17 protein-coding genes are annotated in these 19,383 nt (G+C 45.4%); all 17 read right to left on the bottom strand.

Translation table 11 applies throughout. The annotated features are described in order from the left end of the window. Positions 1-16: 16 nt before the first annotated feature. On the bottom strand, positions 17-631 hold the full coding sequence (locus HJG39_RS13800; protein WP_268409934.1) for a Pvc16 family protein: 615 nt from the start codon (positions 629-631) through the stop codon (positions 17-19). Between the two features lies 1 nt (position 632). Beyond that, complete coding sequence (locus HJG39_RS13795; protein ID WP_268409933.1) at positions 633-2,693, bottom strand: ATP-binding protein; 2,061 nt, start codon at positions 2,691-2,693, stop codon at positions 633-635. Beyond that, complete coding sequence (gene nusG / locus HJG39_RS13790; protein WP_268409932.1) at positions 2,690-3,166, bottom strand: transcription termination/antitermination protein NusG; 477 nt, start codon at positions 3,164-3,166, stop codon at positions 2,690-2,692. Before nusG ends, HJG39_RS13795 begins: the two co-directional genes overlap by 4 nt. A 104-nt stretch (positions 3,167-3,270) precedes the next feature. Next, entirely contained in the window at positions 3,271-3,825 is a 555-nt protein-coding gene (locus tag HJG39_RS13785) for an RNA polymerase sigma factor (RefSeq protein ID WP_268409931.1), read from the bottom strand. A 1,209-nt stretch (positions 3,826-5,034) separates the two neighbouring features. Further along, entirely contained in the window at positions 5,035-5,355 is a 321-nt protein-coding gene (locus tag HJG39_RS13780) for a heavy metal-binding domain-containing protein (RefSeq protein ID WP_268409930.1), read from the bottom strand. A 179-nt stretch (positions 5,356-5,534) separates the two neighbouring features. After that, positions 5,535-5,942 carry a DUF4345 domain-containing protein gene (locus tag HJG39_RS13775; protein ID WP_268409929.1) on the bottom strand — a complete coding sequence of 136 codons (408 nt, stop codon included), beginning with the start codon at positions 5,940-5,942 and terminating at the stop codon, positions 5,535-5,537. 58 nt (positions 5,943-6,000) lie between these two features. After that, the gene (locus HJG39_RS13770; RefSeq protein WP_268409928.1) at positions 6,001-6,513 is read right to left on the bottom strand and encodes a DUF2165 family protein; all 513 of its coding nucleotides are present in this window, start codon (positions 6,511-6,513) and stop codon (positions 6,001-6,003) included. Positions 6,514-6,779: 266 nt separating this feature from the next. After that, a complete protein-coding gene (locus HJG39_RS13765) occupies positions 6,780-7,295 on the bottom strand; it encodes an anthrone oxygenase family protein (protein WP_268409926.1) in 516 nt (171 codons plus the stop codon). A gap of 143 nt (positions 7,296-7,438) precedes the next feature. Beyond that, complete coding sequence (locus HJG39_RS13760; protein ID WP_268409925.1) at positions 7,439-8,833, bottom strand: dihydrolipoamide acetyltransferase family protein; 1,395 nt, start codon at positions 8,831-8,833, stop codon at positions 7,439-7,441. Between the two features lie 12 nt (positions 8,834-8,845). Further along, positions 8,846-11,539 carry a pyruvate dehydrogenase (acetyl-transferring), homodimeric type gene (gene aceE, locus HJG39_RS13755; RefSeq protein WP_268409924.1) on the bottom strand — a complete coding sequence of 898 codons (2,694 nt, stop codon included), beginning with the start codon at positions 11,537-11,539 and terminating at the stop codon, positions 8,846-8,848. A gap of 5 nt (positions 11,540-11,544) precedes the next feature. After that, entirely contained in the window at positions 11,545-12,543 is a 999-nt protein-coding gene (locus HJG39_RS13750; protein WP_268409923.1) for an acyltransferase domain-containing protein, read from the bottom strand. Positions 12,544-12,593: 50 nt separating this feature from the next. Next, positions 12,594-13,595 (bottom strand): electron transfer flavoprotein subunit alpha/FixB family protein, encoded by a 1,002-nt coding sequence (locus tag HJG39_RS13745; RefSeq protein ID WP_268409921.1) that lies wholly within the window; start codon positions 13,593-13,595, stop codon positions 12,594-12,596. Between the two features lie 42 nt (positions 13,596-13,637). Next, positions 13,638-14,396 carry an electron transfer flavoprotein subunit beta/FixA family protein gene (locus HJG39_RS13740; RefSeq protein WP_268409920.1) on the bottom strand — a complete coding sequence of 253 codons (759 nt, stop codon included), beginning with the start codon at positions 14,394-14,396 and terminating at the stop codon, positions 13,638-13,640. After that, the gene (locus tag HJG39_RS13735; RefSeq protein WP_268409919.1) at positions 14,393-15,862 is read right to left on the bottom strand and encodes a UbiD family decarboxylase; all 1,470 of its coding nucleotides are present in this window, start codon (positions 15,860-15,862) and stop codon (positions 14,393-14,395) included. The genes HJG39_RS13740 and HJG39_RS13735 overlap by 4 nt, the downstream gene beginning before the upstream one ends. Before the next feature lie 2 nt (positions 15,863-15,864). Further along, entirely contained in the window at positions 15,865-17,757 is a 1,893-nt protein-coding gene (locus HJG39_RS13730) for an FAD-binding oxidoreductase (RefSeq protein WP_268409918.1), read from the bottom strand. 58 nt (positions 17,758-17,815) lie between these two features. Further along, positions 17,816-19,066 (bottom strand): hypothetical protein, encoded by a 1,251-nt coding sequence (locus tag HJG39_RS13725; RefSeq protein ID WP_268409917.1) that lies wholly within the window; start codon positions 19,064-19,066, stop codon positions 17,816-17,818. 37 nt (positions 19,067-19,103) lie between these two features. Then, entirely contained in the window at positions 19,104-19,358 is a 255-nt protein-coding gene (locus tag HJG39_RS13720) for an acyl carrier protein (RefSeq protein WP_268409916.1), read from the bottom strand. Positions 19,359-19,383: the final 25 nt, after the last annotated feature.

Raw genomic sequence — 19,383 nt, 5'->3', positions numbered from 1 at the left:
TAATTGGGATTGAGTACTACATGCGATTTAGCGCTTGGGCGATGTCTCTTACTGCTGAGCGAGTACCGGGCTCAGCGATCGGTACAGGAACAGACAGCGACAGCATTAAGCTTGGCTTGGGCGTAGAGCCCATCGCTTGCCACACTTGGCCAGAAATTTTGTCGGCATATTCACTACCGAACAGGGTTAGGCGCACACCAAAAGGTGCGGTGTCTAGTTCATGTTCGGCTTGAATGTCTTCGGGTAAGAAATCGAAATAGCCCAAACCAGAAATCAAATAGCCCAGCAGTAAATGTTCAATCATGGCACTGCCGACTTCATCTTTGCTCCACACTGTGAGCATGTAAGTCATATCCACATAACGCGGCTCAACGTAAATACTGTGCTGGGTTTTGTCTTTATTGAGCACGGTACGCACAGGGTCCGAACGGCGGCGGTGATTGTCTTCCGACAAGCCAATAAGGTAAGCGTTGATTTTCGGGCGGCTGGACAAATCCGCTACAAACTTGGCATCTGGCGCAACAAAGGAAAACTCCACACAATGTTCGGACTCTTTGTTGTTAACCAATACACGGTGCTCAATTAAGGTTTGCAAAGACTGCTGCACTTTACTGAGAATTAGTGGATCCATTTCATTCTCCTATTGTCAGCGCATGATTTTGTCGCTGACGCCATTGGTTTACTTTTTGTGCAGCCAAATAACCGGCGCTATGTTTGTCGAGTTCTCGCATAATGGCTTTGGTTAAAATGGCTTCGCCAATTTGGGGAGCGTCCTCACAAATGCAGTACAGAACGCAAAGCTCTGCGATATTGGCAATTTGCGCGGGGCTGAATTCAAAGCTTTCAGCAAGCAAAGGCAGGCTTATGCTTTGTGCTAATTGATAGCGTCCTTGCCACGCTTTTTGCCATAACGCTTCGCGTGCTTCTACATTTGGCATCGCAAACTCAATGACACTATGAAAACGACGCAAAAACGCTTCATCTAAGTTGTTTTTAAAGTTTGTGGAAAGCAGCAAAACACCGTTGTAATTTTCCATGCGCTGCAACAAGAAACTCACGCCCATATTGGCGTTTTTATCGTGACTGGAATTCACTTCACTGCGCTTAGCAAAGATGGCGTCGGCTTCATCGAAGAGCAATATCGCGTGTTGTTGTTCCGCTTGATCGAACAATTTAGCAAGGTGCTTTTCGCTCTCGCCAATCCACTTGCTGGCTATATTCGCCAAATTCACTTTATACAGCGGCAACATCAATTCAGCGGCAATCGCCTCCGCCGCCATGCTTTTTCCCGTACCCGGTTTTCCCCAAAACAACGCTTGTACGCCCGGGCGCAAACCGCGCACTTCTTCGCTTAGCAAAACGCGATACCGAATGCGATGCACCAACTCTTCAATTTGAGTTTGAATAGTGCTGGTTAGAATCATGTCGTCCCAATTGGCTTTGGGCTGACTTAAGGTTGCCAGAGTAGGATGCTTAGCGCTGTATTCGGCGATGCAAGCGCGCTGAAGCTGCTTGCATAAAGCATTGGAATCCAGAGGCATTGCACCGCACTCACGGATCACATCTTGCCCTATTTGCACGATTCTTGAGGGGGGAAAGGGATAAAGCTGCGCCAGCCACTGTGCGTCCAAGGGTGTTAACTGACGCTTAAACTCAGTTGATACGCGCAACCACACAGAAGCTCGCTGTTTCGTGTTTAACCTAGGAAAGCGAATTTCGGGAATCGCATCAAAATGCGACACTATCGTTTCAGGTTCATCTTCGCGTTGATGCAAACAAGGATTATCGGTGATCAAGACACCGGCTTTTAGTTGTAGCCAATGCTGTAGCATTTGAGCCAGCGCCGCATTACGCTGACAGAAATACAACGCTTTAGGCCAATAGACCAAGCTATATTGCGAACTAAGAACAAGGTTACGTAAATGCATGCGCAATTCATTTTCGTGCGGTAACTGATTGAGATCCAAAATAAAACAATTTTCAATTTCCTGACTGGCACCAAGGCTACGCACCAGAGGCAAACGCTCGTTAACATCATCACAATTGAGCTGCCACATACCTGTGTATTCTTTGTCAAGCAAGTGCGCATAGCACTGCCGATGCGCCAAATTCATTTCCGCTTTCACAACACTCCAAGCCCCTTGAAACGGCTCATTATTGTTATGGAAAAGGACTGTATTAGGCGAATTCGTTATCGAAAGCACCGACAAAACCGCAGTATCTATTGATATAGGTGAAACGGAAAAATGCCGCTCATGCTCGCACACAAAAAATCCCCAACGAAAAAGTGGAGAGTGCGCGCAATCCGCGAGCCTATATATGTCGCTTGGTTCTGAAGGCTGTTCATTTGCATCAGAGCGAGGGGCAGCGGCAATGATACTCACCGCATGAGCTATGCTGATGTTTGGCCCTTGCTCGTACCAATTTGATTTCAAATAGGGTGCTAACGCATCGGGTTCAATTGTGAAAATGTAGGCTAGCGCTAATAACTTGGCGCTGTGCGCATCAAGCTGAAAACGGGCTATCACAGTCGCGAAGTGTGCAAGCGCAATAAGCTCATCAAGGTAATGGTGCATGGCTTGATGAGTTTGTTGCATTGCCGCAAAATCCTCACTGCTATGCATCGCCTGTCCAAACTGGAATACGCTCGCTGCTAAGCTTTGCTCCAGCTCACGAATACGCTGAATTGTCACACGCGAACTCCTAAAGGAACAACCTGCTCTAAAGGAACACTCACCAGAATGCATTGGTTGAGTTGCGGCACTTCCAGCGCCAATTTACTTTTACCCTGATCACGAACAAGCTTGCCCACCGTTCCCCGCAACGGACCGCGAATAATTTGCACTTCATCCCCCCGAATTAATCGACTGGATTTTGTTGCCAACGATTGGCTAAATTCTGTAAGGCGTTTCATAGTGTCAATTTGACTTGAAGACACTTGTGCAACTTCTTCCCCAAAGCTCACTAGGTGCGAGAATCCGCGTAAATAGCGCACTAAGTGCAAGTGTGACTCCGCTAAATTGACAAACACATAGCATGAAAACAACGGCTGTCCGTTTGCATCGGTTGGGAAGTAGCTTTCCAGCTTTTTTTGCGCCATCGCCTGACTAAACTCGCGTTCTTTTTTGTATTTTGTGTAAGCTACATACCAGTATTTTTCAGACATTTTTACTCCTTGCAGGCTCCGCCACTTCGCCTTATGCAAACTCATTCCATATTGGTGGGCTTTTAGACGCCACCTGTTTTCTGGTGTGAAAGTTGAAACAAAGATTAATTAAAGTGACGCTGACGTAACTGCTTACGCATTATTTGAACGCGCTTGCGAAGGTTAACCGCCGTGAGTTGAGTGCGACTCGACATTTCTTGATAGTCCAAGCCCTCAAATACTCTTAATGCCAGTACCTCTTGGTGTTCTTTTGGCAATAAAGAAATATCGTCTAGCAAGGAATTAAAATCGGCTTCTCGTTCAATCATCTGCTCAAGCGGTTCACTTTGATTAGAAGCAAAAAAGAAGGTATTAGGAGCAGCATTCACTTGATTTACCAATTCACGCTCTTTGACTTCTGCACGGTAAATATCTGCACAAATATTGCGCGTCATTGTGCATAACCAAGCCAGTGGATTATGAATAGGCTCGCCTGAATTACTGAGGTATTTATAGGCTTTTTCAGCAGTTAATGACATCACATCATCAACCATATCGCTTCTACCAGACAGCCATCGAAGACAAAAATTCCTTACCTTGAACTGATTCTCAGTCCAAATTTGATTAAATTGCTGCTCTACGGCATTTGATTGAGTTATTGAAACTAAGGAAATGCTCATTATCTCTCCATCCTTCACGTTTTATTGCTTCGGAGAAATGACGGAACACTTCTAATAATGTGATTATATTATTAACCTATATGTTTATAAAAACAGGCTTCACAACAACCAAAAATAACAAGAAAAATATTCACAATTAAAAAGTAAACTTCCTCATGAAAATCAACTCAGTCACTTCTCGATAACGTCAGGGAAAGCTAATAAGCTATGTCTTATTAGTAAATTACGGCATATTACAGCGGCCATTTAAAACACGAAAACCGATTTAGAATTTGCATAGAGGCTAATTTTTTATATTTTGTTTTTACGAAAATATAATTACTCACTTCGTTTAGTTAAGATCTCTCAAGTTCATTTTCGTGAATAAAAACAAGCAAATAAAATTAAAAATCTATTAATTACAATCACTTTTTTGCTCTTATTGCATTCCACAAAAATGAGATACCTGAATGATAACCGCTAGATTGCACGTCGTTTTTCAGATTATTAGGTAGTAAAGATGTGAGCTTTTCCTGATATAAATAAATTATCGGAATCAAGCTAAGGATTTGAAGAAAAAACAGTTCAAAAGTATTAATCAAAAATAACCAGACATATAATCCATCAAAAAATAAAAATCACATTTGATTAAAAAAACGTTAAACCGATGCTTTAATTGCTAAAAAATTCAACATAACGAGGGCAATCAAATGAAAATATTGTTAACCCAAACTTAACCAAATAAAGCCATTTCCGGTTACATTCGTTTTCATATTCCTATCTAAAAAATTTAATTATTTTGCAAAAAAAATGCGTAAAATCGATTTAATTTAAAATTAAACTTTCCCTATTTAACAAAAAACATGGATAGTTTAGATGTGAAACAGCACCTCGAAATAAGGATCATCATAAATGATTTATTTTAACCATCTTTCGGAATATTCACTCTACTCTAATAAGATTTAAAGGGATAACGAGTTATAGCCAACAGCAACGCCCTGTTCGCTGCTGAGATTGGTCTACATGGAAGTAATCGCTATAAGGTGGATAACAATGAAATACAGCTATTGGGTTTGAGCTATTGGGTGTGCTAGATAAACATGTCTCTGTTCGTGGTGGCATGCGATAGAAAAAAGAAAACCCCAACCGCATCAACCGGCTGAGGTTATTGATTGAGAACTGAGTCGCTTATTGAGAGCAGGAGGTAGGTTGTCGGCGCAATGCTAACGGCTATCTTGGTGCAAGCTTTACCGCTGTCCCAAATACCAGAATCTCTGAGGAGCCATCCATAATGGCACTGGTGGTGAAACGAATGCCAACAATGGCATCTGCACCTTTTTCGTTCGCATCCGCCACCATACGTTGGATGGCAATGTTGCGCGCGTCTGTTAACATTTCGGTGTAACCACGAATTTCTCCCCCCACTAGGCTCTTTAGCCCAGCCATGAAATCGCGACCAATATGTTTACTTTGCACAACATTGCCAGAAACGACGCCACAGATAGTTGCTATTTCTTCACCGGGTATTGTGTCAGTTGTTGAGAAAATCATATTCATTCCATTTATGTTTTAACAAGACACTATCATAATGCCATTGAATTGGTCTTTTGAGAAATGACCGATTTACACCCGACAACCACACAGCGCTATCTATGGACACAAATAAAAAAACCGACACCAGGCGTGCCGGTACCCACTAGGGCAATGTATAACGAAACGTCACTTTCAACTTAAATACTTGCTGGCGTTACCGCGTATTTTTTGATGGCGATAATGCCCCAAATGCCAATTAAGATTTCGCAAATCGTGGCAATCACTAAACCTTCGTTTGGCATGCCATCTGCTGCGAAACCAACAATACGCGCTAATCCCCAGCCCATCCAAATCATGATAGAAATAACGGTTGCGGTGTATGCAAAGTGGCTTTTAAAAGCCCCAACAGCAACCAAAATTCCCCCCAGTAATAAACCGCCACCCGCAGCACGAATTTCACTTAATAAATTTACCTGACCAGAAATGTCGGTTTGGTTAGCAGAGGCGTAAAACTCGATAGGCGTAAACAGGTAAGATGCGCCAATAAAAATCAACAGTAGGCCAGAAATAATCAGCATGGACTTTACAAATTTTGAATCTTTCACAAGGATTCTCCGATTAATAATTGCAATTAACTCACTTCAACTCACAACGACTATTTAACTAGCGTGTTTCCGGTGCATTCGTTGGTATGGATACGAAAATCGTTGCTGCGCCGCACATAGCGAGGAATAGGGTGACGAAATCGAATACCATTAGCGTAAAGTCGCTTGGCATTTCGCCGGTGTTGAACATGCCGCCTTTTAAGGTGACGAAGCCAAAAATCAACATAAATAGGAAGAAACCAATTCCCATATAGAATTTTTCTTTTGCTGCGTTAAACACCTCTGCAACATCACGGCGAGACTTCCACATTTTGATAGCGCCTAGAACGCAAAACACACCGCCGACTAATTTTGATAAATAAATGAAGGCATAGCCAATGTGTGGCAACACAGGATTATGAATCGCACGAGGATGCGGCATCCCATTGACCATGGTGTCTTCTAAGGTCAGTACATACGCCACAATTTTGACCCATGTATCATAAACAATTAGATTTCCAATACCGTCCATTATTCCCCACGAAGCCATCGCGGCAACGATCACGACTTGCATTGTTCTTAGGTTAATCACATTCATGTCCTACTTTGACTGAGCCTACTTACATCATCTTCGCTTTTAGCAGGCAGAGGTTGGCGTTAAAAAATGCCTGTTTTTACAACAGGTCATTCAAACAAGTTCGGTAAAATTAAAACACTTCGAGAAAGGAATTTGACCTGTACTGAGGGTCAGTTTTTAACACGACAGGTCAGCCATCTAAAAAGGAATAAACCCTAGGAAGATCAACGCTTTTTAGTTGGCTAAAGGTAGGAGCAAATACGCTTAAATAACAAGGCTAATTAAGTCCACGCAGCGGCTTCTAATAGCGCACCACAAATAAAGCTTAAACACGATGCTAGCGCTGCGCCTGTGCGAATATGATTATAGTAAGTCCACTCTGTTAAGTAGGTCTGCCAAACGGCATTGGCTTGAGAAGATTCCGCTGATGTAGTCGACAATAAATTATTGCGCGGCACATTACGTGTACCTGTGACTAAAAAACACCAAATAACATAAATAACCGCTCCAGCAATCACTAACAAAGAGCGTATTCCTCGGTAATCTACCGAGAAGATAAAAATAAGCGCTAAGCATAAGCCAAACGTCCCCATAAATACCGACATAAACCAACGGTTAAGCACGGTTACATTAATGGACTGCATCGCTCGCATGCCTTCAACGGCAGGCAATTCGCTCAAACCACGCATGATGAAAGTCGAGAAGGCATAAAACATCCCTGCAACCAAACCTGTTCCTAAAATAGCCGCTACTAACACCACAAGATGAATCGCTTCGGTCATCGTTGAGTTACTCATTTACATTTCTGACAAGTGTGTATTTTTACGCATGAAAAGCGCAGTATTCAAGTGAACGCTCGTTATAGTTTGTAGCCAGTAAATTCACAGCCGCAGAAAAGCGGCTGTGGAGCATCCACGAAAGGGTATTCAACAAATCGGGATTAAATCAGCATTGCCATTGGGTCTTGCAAGGTTTCTTTTAAGATTTTTAAGAAACGCGCTGCGTCGCCGCCATTAATCACTCGGTGATCAAAGCCAATCGTCACTGGCATTATCAAACGAGGGACAAACTTGCCATTTTCAGGGTCGCCTTCCAATACAGGCACCCATTCGGTATCGGCCACCCCTAAAATACCGGTTTGCGGCCAATTAATGATGGGGAAGATGCCCGACACACTCATGCCTTTCAAATTCGATAAGGTGAACCCCGCGCCGCTTAAGTCTTTGGCCGTAATTTTACGGCGTTTGGTACGCATGGTTAGTTCGGTAAATTCCACCGCAATTTCTGTCAGTGACTTTTTATCCACCTCTCGCAATGTTGGCACAACCAAGCCTTTTTCCGTGTCGATGGCGACCCCAATATCGAAGTAATCACGATAAATGATCTCTCCATTGATCTCATCATACGCCGCATTGAAAATGGGAATTTCCTTCATCACTTTGGCAATGGCTTTCGCTAATAAAACAGTAATGGTGAAGCTGCCGCCTGCGGATTTCACTTTAGATACAAACTTTTTGCGCGACTTTTCAAGGTCGGTAATGTCAATGCGTTCTTGCAACCAAGCATGAGGAATGGTGGACCAACTATGCACCATATTTTCTGCGGTAGCGGTTTGCATGCCAGTGGTTGCTACCCGCGTAACGGGGCCAAACGCGTCTAAATCTGGCATCGGTTTTACGTGTCTTGCCGCACCTGCATTGTTGGCTTGAATCACACCGCTTTGCCCTTGTATTTGTGCGCTCTGTAACTGCATAACACTGCGCACATAGTCTTTTACGTCTGCTTTTTGGATGCTATTGCGCGTGCCAGAACCTTCCACATGCGATAAGTCGACACCCAACTCACGCGACATCCTGCGTACACTCGGTCCCGCTTTAAGCGGCCCAGATTCTACACTTTCCGATACGTCACTTTCAGCACGACGATGGTTGTCTGCAACACTGCCAGTATTGGCTACCTCGGCAACAGGTGGCGCCACAGCGCTTTTATCTTGTTGAAGTGGCTTTTTCGCTTCAACGTCATCGGTTTCCGTTTTCACTGCTGGCGCTGCTTCTACGGCAGGTGCTTTATCTGCTTCAGGCGCAGGGTTTTCGACATGCGCTTTTAAGTGAAGGATTTCCACACCTTGCGACACCTTATCGCCTTCGGAAACCAAAATATCGATAACCTCGCCATCAGTATCGGCAGGTACTTCTACCACTACTTTGTCGGTTTCCACTTCTAGCAAAATATCGCCCGACTTCACCTTGCCACCAAGGGTTACGCGGATATCGACCACTGCGCCGTGCGATACATCTTCGCCTAATGAGGGCATTTTAATGATTTTATGATCCACGCTTTTGTCCTCTTATCGAAATCGCGGGTTGGTTTTTTGAGTATCTACGACAACGCCTTGACTATGTTTTTTGAACGCTGCTTGTGAAATTCGGCCTTCTCGTAGCAATAACGACAGCGCACCATGCACAATATGATGCTGATCCACCTCATAATGTGCGCGTAGCGTGTCTCTGGCTTCACTTAAGCCAAAGCCGTCAGTGCCTAACACTTCGTATGGTCCCGGCACCCAACGGGCTATACTGTTGGCAAGGGATTTCACATAGTCGGTAACGGCCAAAAACACCCCCTCGTTTTCACTTAGCATTTGAGCAACGTAAGGTATTTTTTGCGTTTTCGTTGGATGCAAACGGTTGTCGCGCAAGCAGTCTTGTGCTTCGCGCTCTAATTCAATAAAGCTGGTGATGCTGAAAATATTCACGGCATAACCTAACTCTGTCAGATAAGATTTCGCCAATAGCGCCTCTTGCATAATGGCACCACTAGCCAATAGGTTGATGCTTTTACTCTTGTTGGCCTTGCTACCGTTACTGCTTTTCGTACTGGCCTTTTCAAGGCAATAACCGCCCTTTAAAACACCTTGTTCGTAGTCAGCAATGTTTTCCAGCGCTGGCATCACGTAGTTCTGGTTGTATACCATCAGGTAATAGAAGATGTTCTCTTGGTTTTCGTACATGCGGCGAATGCCTTCGCGCACAATAATCGCTAATTCATAACCAAAGGCCGGATCGTAGCTTTTAATACAAGGCACGGTGCTGGCCAGTACCAATGAGTGTCCATCTTGATGCTGTAAACCTTCGCCATTTAACGTTGTTCGCCCTGCCGTGCCGCCTAACAGAAAGCCTTTTGCCATCATATCGGCACAGGCCCAAATCATGTCGCCGACACGTTGAAAACCAAACATAGAATAGAAGATATAAAACGGAATGGTTGGAATGCCATGCACCGCATAAGACGTTCCCGCCGCCATAAAGGACGCCATCGCGCCCGCCTCACAAATGCCTTCTTGCAGAATTTGGCCGTCTTTGGCTTCGGTATAAGGCAATAAGGTATCGGCATCCACAGGCTGGTAATTTTGGCCTTCGCTGGAATAAATGCCCATTTGTTTGAACAGGCCATCCATTCCAAAGGTACGCGCTTCGTCTGGCACAATCGGCACGGTAAGTTTGCCGAGGTCTTTGTCTTTACACAGCAAACTGATAATGCGCACCATGGCTGTGGTGGTCGAGACTTCTCTGTCACCACTGCCTTTGAAAATAGATTCAAACAGTGCGTAATCCGGCGCTTTGATATTGATCGGTTCAACTTTACGTTGAGGCAAATAGCCACCGAGTTTTTCTCTTTGCGCGCGTAAATATTGCATTTCAGGGCTGCTTTCCGGTGGTCGATAAAACACGGCTTTGGCAGCCTCTTCATCAGAAAGCGGAATACCGTAATCTTTGGCAAGTTGAATCCGCTCTTCCGGCGAGAAGGTTTTCTTTTGGTGTGCGGTGTTTCGACCTTGAATGGATTGCCCCAACGCTTCGCCTTTCACGGTTTTGACTAAGATCACCGTTGGGCCTTCGCTGTATGCTTCCGCTTGGGCAAAAGCGGCGTAAATTTTCTCTGGATCTTGCCCACCGCGCTTAATAGCTTTTATCTCATCGTCGGATAATTCTTCCATGATACGCTGCAATTCTTGGTTGTTACCCACCCAATGTTCACGCTGGGCTTTGCCATCTTTGATGGAATACATTTGGTAATCGCCATCAACGCATTCGTCCATACGACGACGCAATTCACCATGAATGTCTTTCGCCAGTAGCGCATCCCAGCTACCGCCCCAGATCACTTTTAGAATATTCCAGTTGGCCCCAGCAAAACTGCGTTCTAGCTCTTTGATTATCTTGCCATTGCCGCGCACGGGGCCATCTAAACGTTGCAGATTACAATTCACCACTAGCACAAGATTGTCGAGTTTTTCGCGCGCGGCGATATTCAATGAACCAATCACTTCTGGTTCATCGGACTCACCATCGCCAATAAAGCACCAAATTTTTCCGCTAGTTTTGCTTTTCAAACCACGGTTTTCGAGGTATTTCGAGAAGCGTGCCTGATAAATAACCGAAGGCACAGAAAGCCCCATTGAGGCATTCGGTACTTCCCAAAAATCCGGCATTGAACGCGGATGCGGGTACGAACACAAACCACCACCTTCGCCTAGTTCTCGACGAAAGTTCTTAAGCTGTTGCTCCGACAACCGGCCTTCAATATAAGCTCTGGCGTAAAATCCGGGTGCGGCATGTGGCTGCGGCATAACGATGTCGGCTTCTCTGTTTTCACTCGCGCCTTTAAATACATGGTTGAAACCCACTTCAAATAGGGTTGCTGCCGACGCATAAGTGGCAATATGACCACCTAAACCATCGCCAGAATCAACACCTTGTAACACCATAGCTAGCGCATTCCAGCGGATTAGGTTTTCGATACGCTTTTCCATATCCATGTCACCGGGATACTCCGGCTGCTCACTTTGTGGAATGGTGTTTAGGTAGCGCGAACGGAACATGCTGCTCGCCATATCCAAGTTCATATCCAAAGCGAATTCTTGTGTGCGCGACAAGATATACTTCACGCCATCAGGACCAAACTCATGTTTGATATAGGCCAGCGATTCTAACCAGTCATGCTCGTCGTCAGACAAGGCTTGAATTAATTCTTCTTGCATGAACACTAACCTCTTTGGAAGTAGCCGTCGATAGCGGCCTGCAACCGTTTTTCATTACTACCACGCGGCCCAAGAATGGGCAGAATTTGAGGGGCCGAATCGCGGGAAACATTGTATTTAATAAAGGCAGCTAACGTGCCGGATGGCCCAACATCGACATAACGAAAGTGGCCTTGAGGGTTAAAATTCTGAATGGCTTTTTGGAACATAATGGGCTGACGAACCGCATCCCACGTGTAAGCCATATCAAATTCCGTTTTAACATCACCATCAATACAGCAAATCATCGGAATATCCGCTTGACGCTTGCTCATCGCCCAATTCGTGTCTTGCAAATAGCTTTTGAACAAAGGTTCAGAGGGGTCAATTAACGGCGAATGAAACGGCGTGGTGATATTAAGCAGTTGATATTTATATTTTTTATGTAAAAAAGCTTCCAGTGCGTCCACATTTTGGCTAGTGCTGGTGACAACAAAATGATTATCAAAATTCACCCCCCCTAGAAAACTGTTTTCATGCAGTTCTGGTGTGTCGTGAAATAGCTGAATATCTTCAACGATGGCCATCATCACGCCTAAACCAGAATGTTCTAAAGCTTCTGCTTGTTTAATTGACGCCGTAAGCGCTTGTTCAATGCTAAACGCACCGCTCACCGCCAAAGCCGCAAAACTGCCCATGCTGGTGCTCAACACATAATCGGGGATCACGCCTTCTTGCATTAGCGTTTTCGCCAAAGCATATTCCACCATCACGATAGCCGGGTGTGTATATACGGTCGCATCGAACCAATCCTTAGCGGTTTTTTCACGGCTGTAGATTTCTCGCAGTACCGATTTTCCATTCACGCTGTGCGCGATTTCATCTAATTCGAATAAGGTTTTGCGGAAAAAACGGTGCTGTTCAAATAAATCGGATGCCATGTGATAGTAATGGCTCCCTTGTCCTGAAAACATGAAAACTGTTGCCAGGTTATTGCTGTCTTGAGATAAGGCGTATTGATTCATAAAACTCACCCCGAATACTCTTATAATTGACGCTAATGCACTGATTGGTGCTAGCTTGATTCATCGCTTAGTTGTGCCTGAAGCGCCGGCATCACTTCAACGAGGTCCGCAATCAGACCATAATGCGCCACTTTAAAAATGGGCGCGTTTTCATCTTTATTGACGGCAACAATGACTTTCGAATTTTTCATGCCAGCAAGATGCTGGGCGGCGCCCGAAACCCCAAGCGCAATGTATAAATCTGGCGATACTATTTTTGCGGTTTGCCCAACTTGTTTGTCATTTGGCATCCAGCCAGCATCCACAACCGCACGCGTTGCGCCAATGGCTGCGCCTAATGAATCGGCTAATTGCTCGGCTCGTTGGATGTCATCTTTTGACTTCACTAAACCACGTCCCACCGACACCACTACTTTTGCAGATTGCAGCGGCGGCCTTTCAGATTCGGTTTGTGTGATGTTAAGGATTTCACCTTGCAAAGATTCACTGGGTTCAGGTAGCGCAACGTGAGTCACCTCCGCGCGTTCTGAGCGCTTCGCTTCTGGCAGCGCATCAAACGAGGAGGCAACAACGGACAACAATTTGATGTTGTCTTGGCTTTGAACACGGTTCAGCAAACGACCGGCGTAAATTGGTCGTACAAAGGTATCGGCACTTTCAATCGCGCTGACATTACTGATTTGGTCTACATCTAAATGCGCGGCAATATTCGGCATTAGCGCTTTGCTGATGGGTGTTGTGGCACAAACGAGATGCGTATAATGTCCGTGTTCTTGCACCAATCCCGCTAAACAACGGCCAAGGTGTGTTAGGGCTTGATATACATGGGAAATGCCTTCTACTACCCAGATTTTGTTGATATTGGCGTTAAACGCTAAGCTTTCTAGCAAAGACTCACTAACGCTTCCTAGCAACAAAATATCAATACCGCATTCCTGCCCCGGCACTTGCATTTCAGGGCTTTGACACAATTGCCATGCAGCATTCAATACTTTTGAAAACTCTGGCTTAACACTATGATTATCGTGTTCTGCAATAACTAATACGGACATAAATTCATCCTATGACTTAGGTAAGACGCGCATTAATGCCAACTAGCTCACTAAATGACGTCTTATCTCTGCGGCTAACGCATCAACCGAATTAAGCAACGTGAGCGTGGTTTCGTTTTTCGGCACTAAAGTGTCGAGATAACTCACCCCTGAATACAACATTTGCGTAGCCAGTAAATCGTTGACGTTGAGCTTTTCAATTGGCTTAGATCGCGCTTTCATCACATGCGCTAAACTGGCAGCGCGCTGCTCGTTTAAGCACAAATCCACAGTGAGCACCGCAGGCAAGGTGAAACACACCGACACTTCGCCATCATCAGCTTCACAATCCACTTCTATTCGCGAGCCTTCAACACTTAAACGCGACACACTATTGGCTTGGTTCCAACCCAGTAACGCTGCCAACATTTGCCCGGTTTGATTGTTGTCATAATCCACCGCTTGCTTGCCCACTAGCACTAAATCAGGTTGCTCTTTTTCCACTACTTTTTGCATCAACTTGGCAAGACTTAATGGCGAGAGTTGCTTTTCTGATGGCACGCGTACGTCGATGGCACGATCCGCACCGCCCGCTAAGGCTTTACGCAGCGTTTTCTCTGGGTCTTTCTCACAGAAGCACAACAACACCACTTCGCTGGCAATGCCTTTTTCTTTAAGGCGCACCGCTTCTTCTAGGGCAACATGGCAAAACGGATTAATGATTTTGCTCATACCTGCTTCGGCGGTAAGGAAGTTGTATTGGCCGTTGATTTCGGTGTTACCCGGATCATCCACTTGTTTTAATGGAACGAGGATCTTCATTTGGTTGTCGCTCCTTTTGTCTCTCCTTGTGAAAAGCCACTGCCTAAAACAGGTTTAACAAAAGGTCGAGCAAATTGTTTTTGCATGCGAAACGGCACGGTTAAATCAAACACCGCTTTTACACCAAAGTTTGGGTTTGCAGTGTCGCGTCGATACTCAGGCGACTGCGATGGGTCCATTGGGAATGGTTTTTCATTCACCATGGTATGCACATCGGTGTCTGCGGTGAAACGCGTGGTCATGGCCCAAATTACGTCTTCCGGTGAATGCGGGTTCACATCTTCATCAACGATATACATATGCTTAAACGGCGGAGCTAACGACAACACCTTTTTCGCCGCTTCAACCACGGCTAAGTCGTCTTCATCTTTGGTTTTGCGTACTTGTAAAACGGAGGTCAACACCCCGCCACCAGCAGTATTAAAGTGGCTATCTACCACCTCAAAATCGAAATGCTGTTTAATAAAGCCTTTGGCAGCAATTTCTGGGGCAATAGCTTGTAATTCTGATTGCTCTAACCCCGGCCCAATTAACGACTGATAAATCGGGTTTTCGCGGTGGGTAATCGCTTTCACCTTAACAATCGGCACCGGCACATTGGGATTCACGCGGCCTTGGTAGCCCACAAATTCGGGCATAGAGCCTTTGCTGGAATCCAATGCATTTTCCGCTACCATTTGGCTGGTAATTTCAGCCTCGATGACAATTTCTGCATCGCTTAAACATTCGGTTTTCACGCTTACACAATCGGAAATACGCACGGCTTTGCCACGCATACCTCCAGCAATATCCAGCTCACTTTCACCTTTTTTCACAATCGGTTCGGTTAAGCACGAGGCAAAATAAATGGCGGGATCTAAGCCTAAATTAATAGAGATAGGCAGGGTTTCACCACGTTTTTGCGCCGCTTCAAACCAATCACCCAAGTGGTGCCCCGGAAAGATGGAAATGGTCATTTCGTCTTTGCTATGAATGCAAAAACGGTGAACAGAAGCGTTAAACGCGCCGGATTCTGGGTCCCGTGCGAGCACCAAACCTAAGGTGATGTAAGGCCCTGCGCATTGTTCTGTCAGTGTTAAAATTGGTAGGTTTTTCAGCAAGTCGATGTGGGTGTTAATCACCACTTCCTGACACACTGGCGAATCGATTTTCTCCGGTGCAATACGATGACCTAAGCCTTTGAATACCGTGCCGTGATAGCTTTCATTTTTGCCCGTTAGCATGAGCTGATTGCGCTTGCGCGAACCAAATAACCCCATTAACACTGGCATAGTATGACCTTGGCAGTTTTCGTACATCACCATGGCTTCATCGCGGGTTTGGTTAGACGCGGGTACGCCAGCAATATCTCGCGCGTAATGCGCTGCCACCTCAAGATGGCAGTTCATACTTTCGGTGTGACGCAAGGGCACATCCCCTTGCGTTTCCAAGAAGCGAAGTGCGCTACGTAGATCAAAAATCTCCATGCTTACTTCTCTTCGTCGAAGTTGCTGTACAAGTAGTATTGGCGCTTATTCAACCCGTTAAACAAAGTGTTCATTACCGGATAAACACCTTTCGTTTCGTTGGTGGTCATACGACGCGACTCATTCGACAACAAGAAGAAGATCTTTCTTAAGCGATTCATCTGATCTTCATCACGTTGGTTGGCAAAGTATTCGTACTCCAAGAAGAAGCGTTTACCGCCGTCCATCGGCATGATGTAACAGAAGTGATGCTCGATGTCGTATTGCTCACCAAACTCGGCGTTTTTCTCGCAAATTTGCTCAATTAATTCGGGTTTATCACCATCAACGAAATACATGATGGAGAAGAACCAATGCTTACGTAAGAAGCGCGGCGAGAACATACGATAATTAAACCAGTATTCTGGGTCGTTGTACTCTGGGTCGAAATAATGTTGATTGAGCGTACGTTTTAGCTGGTTGCTGTCGATGTGCTCGAACAAAGTTTCGATTTCATCGGTGCTCAATTCGATGTTTTGCAGGAAGTAGTCAAACTTGGGACCAAACAAGTCATCGTATGGCTTGTCGTCGTCCATCACGTCTTCCACAATTGCCATGGCTTCTGGGCCGGTGATGGCAGGAATCCCTTTGATCATACGCTGCATTTCATCTTTCTTAACATAAGTTAAGTCGGGGAACAGCTCTTCGAACTTCGCCAATTCTGATTGCGTTAACATCATCAAGGTGGCGTAGTTAATCTTCAAATAATACTGGGCGACATCCAGAAAGTTTTCGGCATCTTCTTCAGTAATACTTAAGAATTCGGAAAGCACTTCAATGCCCAATAATCCCATGCCTGCGCCAATTTCATGCTCGGCAAGTTCACGGGTCACATCAAGGGCTTCGTCCATTTCACGGAACGGAATGAAGATGATGGTTTCATCTTCCTGAACCGGATAAATCTTCAGCCTTAATTTGGTACAGATACACGGCAAGCTCGGCTGATAATAGTCGCTTGGCTTGGTTGGCATTCCCGGTGCTTCGTCAGAAGTTTGGGTGACGACTTGACCATCCATTGTGACAAATTCTGCCTCAATGTAATGATCTGCCATCATGCCTTTTTTGTAGCCGAAGAAGGAGTGAATACCGGTGGACACTTGGTTGCCACACACGCCAGCGGCAGATTCACCGATAGAGAAACGCATGCCTTCTGCCATACAGGCTTTTTGTAAGTCGAAGGCCATAATACCGGCGCCGACTTCAGCCCACTCTTCTTGCTTGTTCACCTCTAAATGCTTCATGCGCCCCATGTCGATCATAATGATCTTGTCTTGCATGATATTGGTGCTGTTGGTTCCCGAAGAGATAGGTAAGAATTTGATTTTGTGCTTATTAGCAATCTTGATGATTTCTGCGGTTTCTTGCGCATCTTTTGGCAAGGCCACATACATAGGCACATTTTCCACATGGTTCAGTGAACCAAAGGTGGTGTACGCTGCCAGAATCGTTGGGTCGTTAAAAGCCCAATCATCTCCCACAACGGCGATTAATTCGTCTAAAACATCATCGCTTGCCCACTTAACGATTTCTTCGTTTTCCGCACGCTCAGCAAACACTTTGCGTTTGGTTTCGAACACGTCCATTGGGGCCATTTCGATTTGGAAATAACACTGAATGTTGCAGGCGCCGCACAAGGTGCAGCTATCAATCACTTTTTGGGTTTCCGTGGTAAGCGGAAGTTCGCCAGACTGTAAAGCGCGGAAAATCTTTAAACGCCCGTGAGGATGATGGCCGAAGTTCACATGTTCTTCAGCCGCATGACAACGCCCTGTGCCCAGATAGTCGATACGGCACATACCGCAGTTACGACAATTATCTGCATAATCAATAATCCGAGTCGGAATTCGTTCACCCATTACAAATACTCCGCTTAAAGTTCTCTAGGTTGGTTTAAAGTCTGGCGATTGAGCTTGCTTAGCCTCGGCCGCAAATACGGTGTGCTTTACTGAACGTATCGTTTGCAACAGATGCCAATGTTGAGATGTCTAACGACACCGCAAAAGCCGCAATCAATTCCGCCAGTTTTTCAGCGCCGTGGTCGCCGTCACAGCCCAACATTTTCATCATTTCGTTCTGCGTAGGCAGACGTGATGCGTTCGACTTGGTACCGGTAACGATGCAGTGGAAGGTGGATGACCAGTAAACACCGCCATCTTGTACTTCCCAGAAGTTTTGCTGCGCGCCCGACTCATATACGCAACCTAAATCTTGGCCCGTTGCTGCATACATCGCGGCGATAACGTTCACTGCGTTAACAGAGAAACCGCCCGGCGTGCCTGCGAAAACGTTTGCTGCTTCCGCTTGTTTCGCTTCGGCTTGGAATTGCTCAATAGAACAGTTGAAGTGTTCCAACATGGCTTCTTCTTTCAAGAAGACTTCAGTAAACACGCGCGCACCACGAGCTGATGTCCAGTCGTTGATGTTCTTCATGTTGATCTTCTTGTCGCCAGCAATGTTGCCTTCGATTGAGTAGAAGCGGATTGGAATGCCGGTATCTGGCGTGAAATGATCACGAATCCAAATGGTGCCGTTATCCGTCATTACCGTTACCATGTTTTGCCCTGCTGCTTGGCTCGTGAAGAAGCAGAACTTAAGGTGTACGGTGTTACCAATGATGTACTCTTGAATTTCTTCTAACTTACCGTGGCGCGATAATTTGTCGCACTCGGTTTTGATTTGGTCGAAATTCTGGCGAGTCCAGCGAATAAACGCCTGACACTCATCAAGGTTTTTGAATTGGAAAACTGGCGCACGCGTCATTTGGCGCTTTAAGATATGGCAACGGATACCGCCTGAATCGTTAATAACTCGCGCACCACGAGAAGCAGATAAAGTGATAACCCCTTCTACGGTGGCAAATGGCGCAACAAACATGCCTTTAGCAAGATCACCATTCACTTGTAATGGGCCCACCATACCAATAGGGATTTGCACTGCGCCCACGAAGTTTTCAACCACACCGCGCACGCGCTTCGGGTCGATTTGGTGGTTAGTAATGGCTTCTAAGTCAAAACCAATGCGCTCATTTGCCCATTCAACACGTTTTTTGTATGACGCGGCATTATGGCTATTACCCTTAGGTACACGATCACCGATCTGGAAGTTCTTAGGGTATTGGCCTAAGTCGTCATCGTTTGTTGTTTCGTCGTCTTGATATTCTCTCATTGTCTTACACTTCTTTTGTTTGGCTGAAGGGGACGACTTATTCGTCGTCTTCTAGCGCTGGCGCAGCCAAAATAGCTTCAACGGCTTCGCGAACAGTTTTGAAGGACTCAACTTCTTCGTCTGGAATATCCACATTGAAGTGCTTTTCGATGCCTTCAGTCAGTGTGATATAACCAATCGAATCAAGGCCCACATCGTCTTCTAGGTGGTCATCCCAACCAATCTCTTTTGGTTCAAAAAGTGATCCATTGATAATCTCAATGACTTTTTTCGCTACTTCATCTTTATCCATGAATATCTCCAGGTTTATTAAATAG

This window comes from Alteromonas sp. a30, assembly GCF_026788005.1.
GTDB lineage: Bacteria > Pseudomonadota > Gammaproteobacteria > Enterobacterales > Alteromonadaceae > Paraneptunicella.
This window is presented reverse-complemented; position numbering and strand designations above follow the sequence as displayed.

What these genes read in the sequence shown, in the direction of transcription:
- nusG (WP_268409932.1), bottom strand. Translation starts at nt 3,166, where the DNA reads ATGTCTGAAAAATACTGGTATGTAGCTTACACAAAATACAAAAAAGAA.
- aceE (WP_268409924.1), bottom strand. Translation starts at nt 11,539, where the DNA reads ATGCAAGAAGAATTAATTCAAGCCTTGTCTGACGACGAGCATGACTGG.
- HJG39_RS13740 (WP_268409920.1), bottom strand. Translation starts at nt 14,396, where the DNA reads ATGAAGATCCTCGTTCCATTAAAACAAGTGGATGATCCGGGTAACACC.
- HJG39_RS13730 (WP_268409918.1), bottom strand. Translation starts at nt 17,757, where the DNA reads ATGGGTGAACGAATTCCGACTCGGATTATTGATTATGCAGATAATTGT.
- HJG39_RS13800 (WP_268409934.1), bottom strand. Translation starts at nt 631, where the DNA reads ATGGATCCACTAATTCTCAGTAAAGTGCAGCAGTCTTTGCAAACCTTA.
- HJG39_RS13725 (WP_268409917.1), bottom strand. Translation starts at nt 19,066, where the DNA reads ATGAGAGAATATCAAGACGACGAAACAACAAACGATGACGACTTAGGC.
- HJG39_RS13765 (WP_268409926.1), bottom strand. Translation starts at nt 7,295, where the DNA reads ATGAGTAACTCAACGATGACCGAAGCGATTCATCTTGTGGTGTTAGTA.
- HJG39_RS13720 (WP_268409916.1), bottom strand. Translation starts at nt 19,358, where the DNA reads ATGGATAAAGATGAAGTAGCGAAAAAAGTCATTGAGATTATCAATGGA.
- HJG39_RS13785 (WP_268409931.1), bottom strand. Translation starts at nt 3,825, where the DNA reads ATGAGCATTTCCTTAGTTTCAATAACTCAATCAAATGCCGTAGAGCAG.
- HJG39_RS13735 (WP_268409919.1), bottom strand. Translation starts at nt 15,862, where the DNA reads ATGGAGATTTTTGATCTACGTAGCGCACTTCGCTTCTTGGAAACGCAA.
- HJG39_RS13750 (WP_268409923.1), bottom strand. Translation starts at nt 12,543, where the DNA reads ATGAATCAATACGCCTTATCTCAAGACAGCAATAACCTGGCAACAGTT.
- HJG39_RS13745 (WP_268409921.1), bottom strand. Translation starts at nt 13,595, where the DNA reads ATGTCCGTATTAGTTATTGCAGAACACGATAATCATAGTGTTAAGCCA.
- HJG39_RS13780 (WP_268409930.1), bottom strand. Translation starts at nt 5,355, where the DNA reads ATGATTTTCTCAACAACTGACACAATACCCGGTGAAGAAATAGCAACT.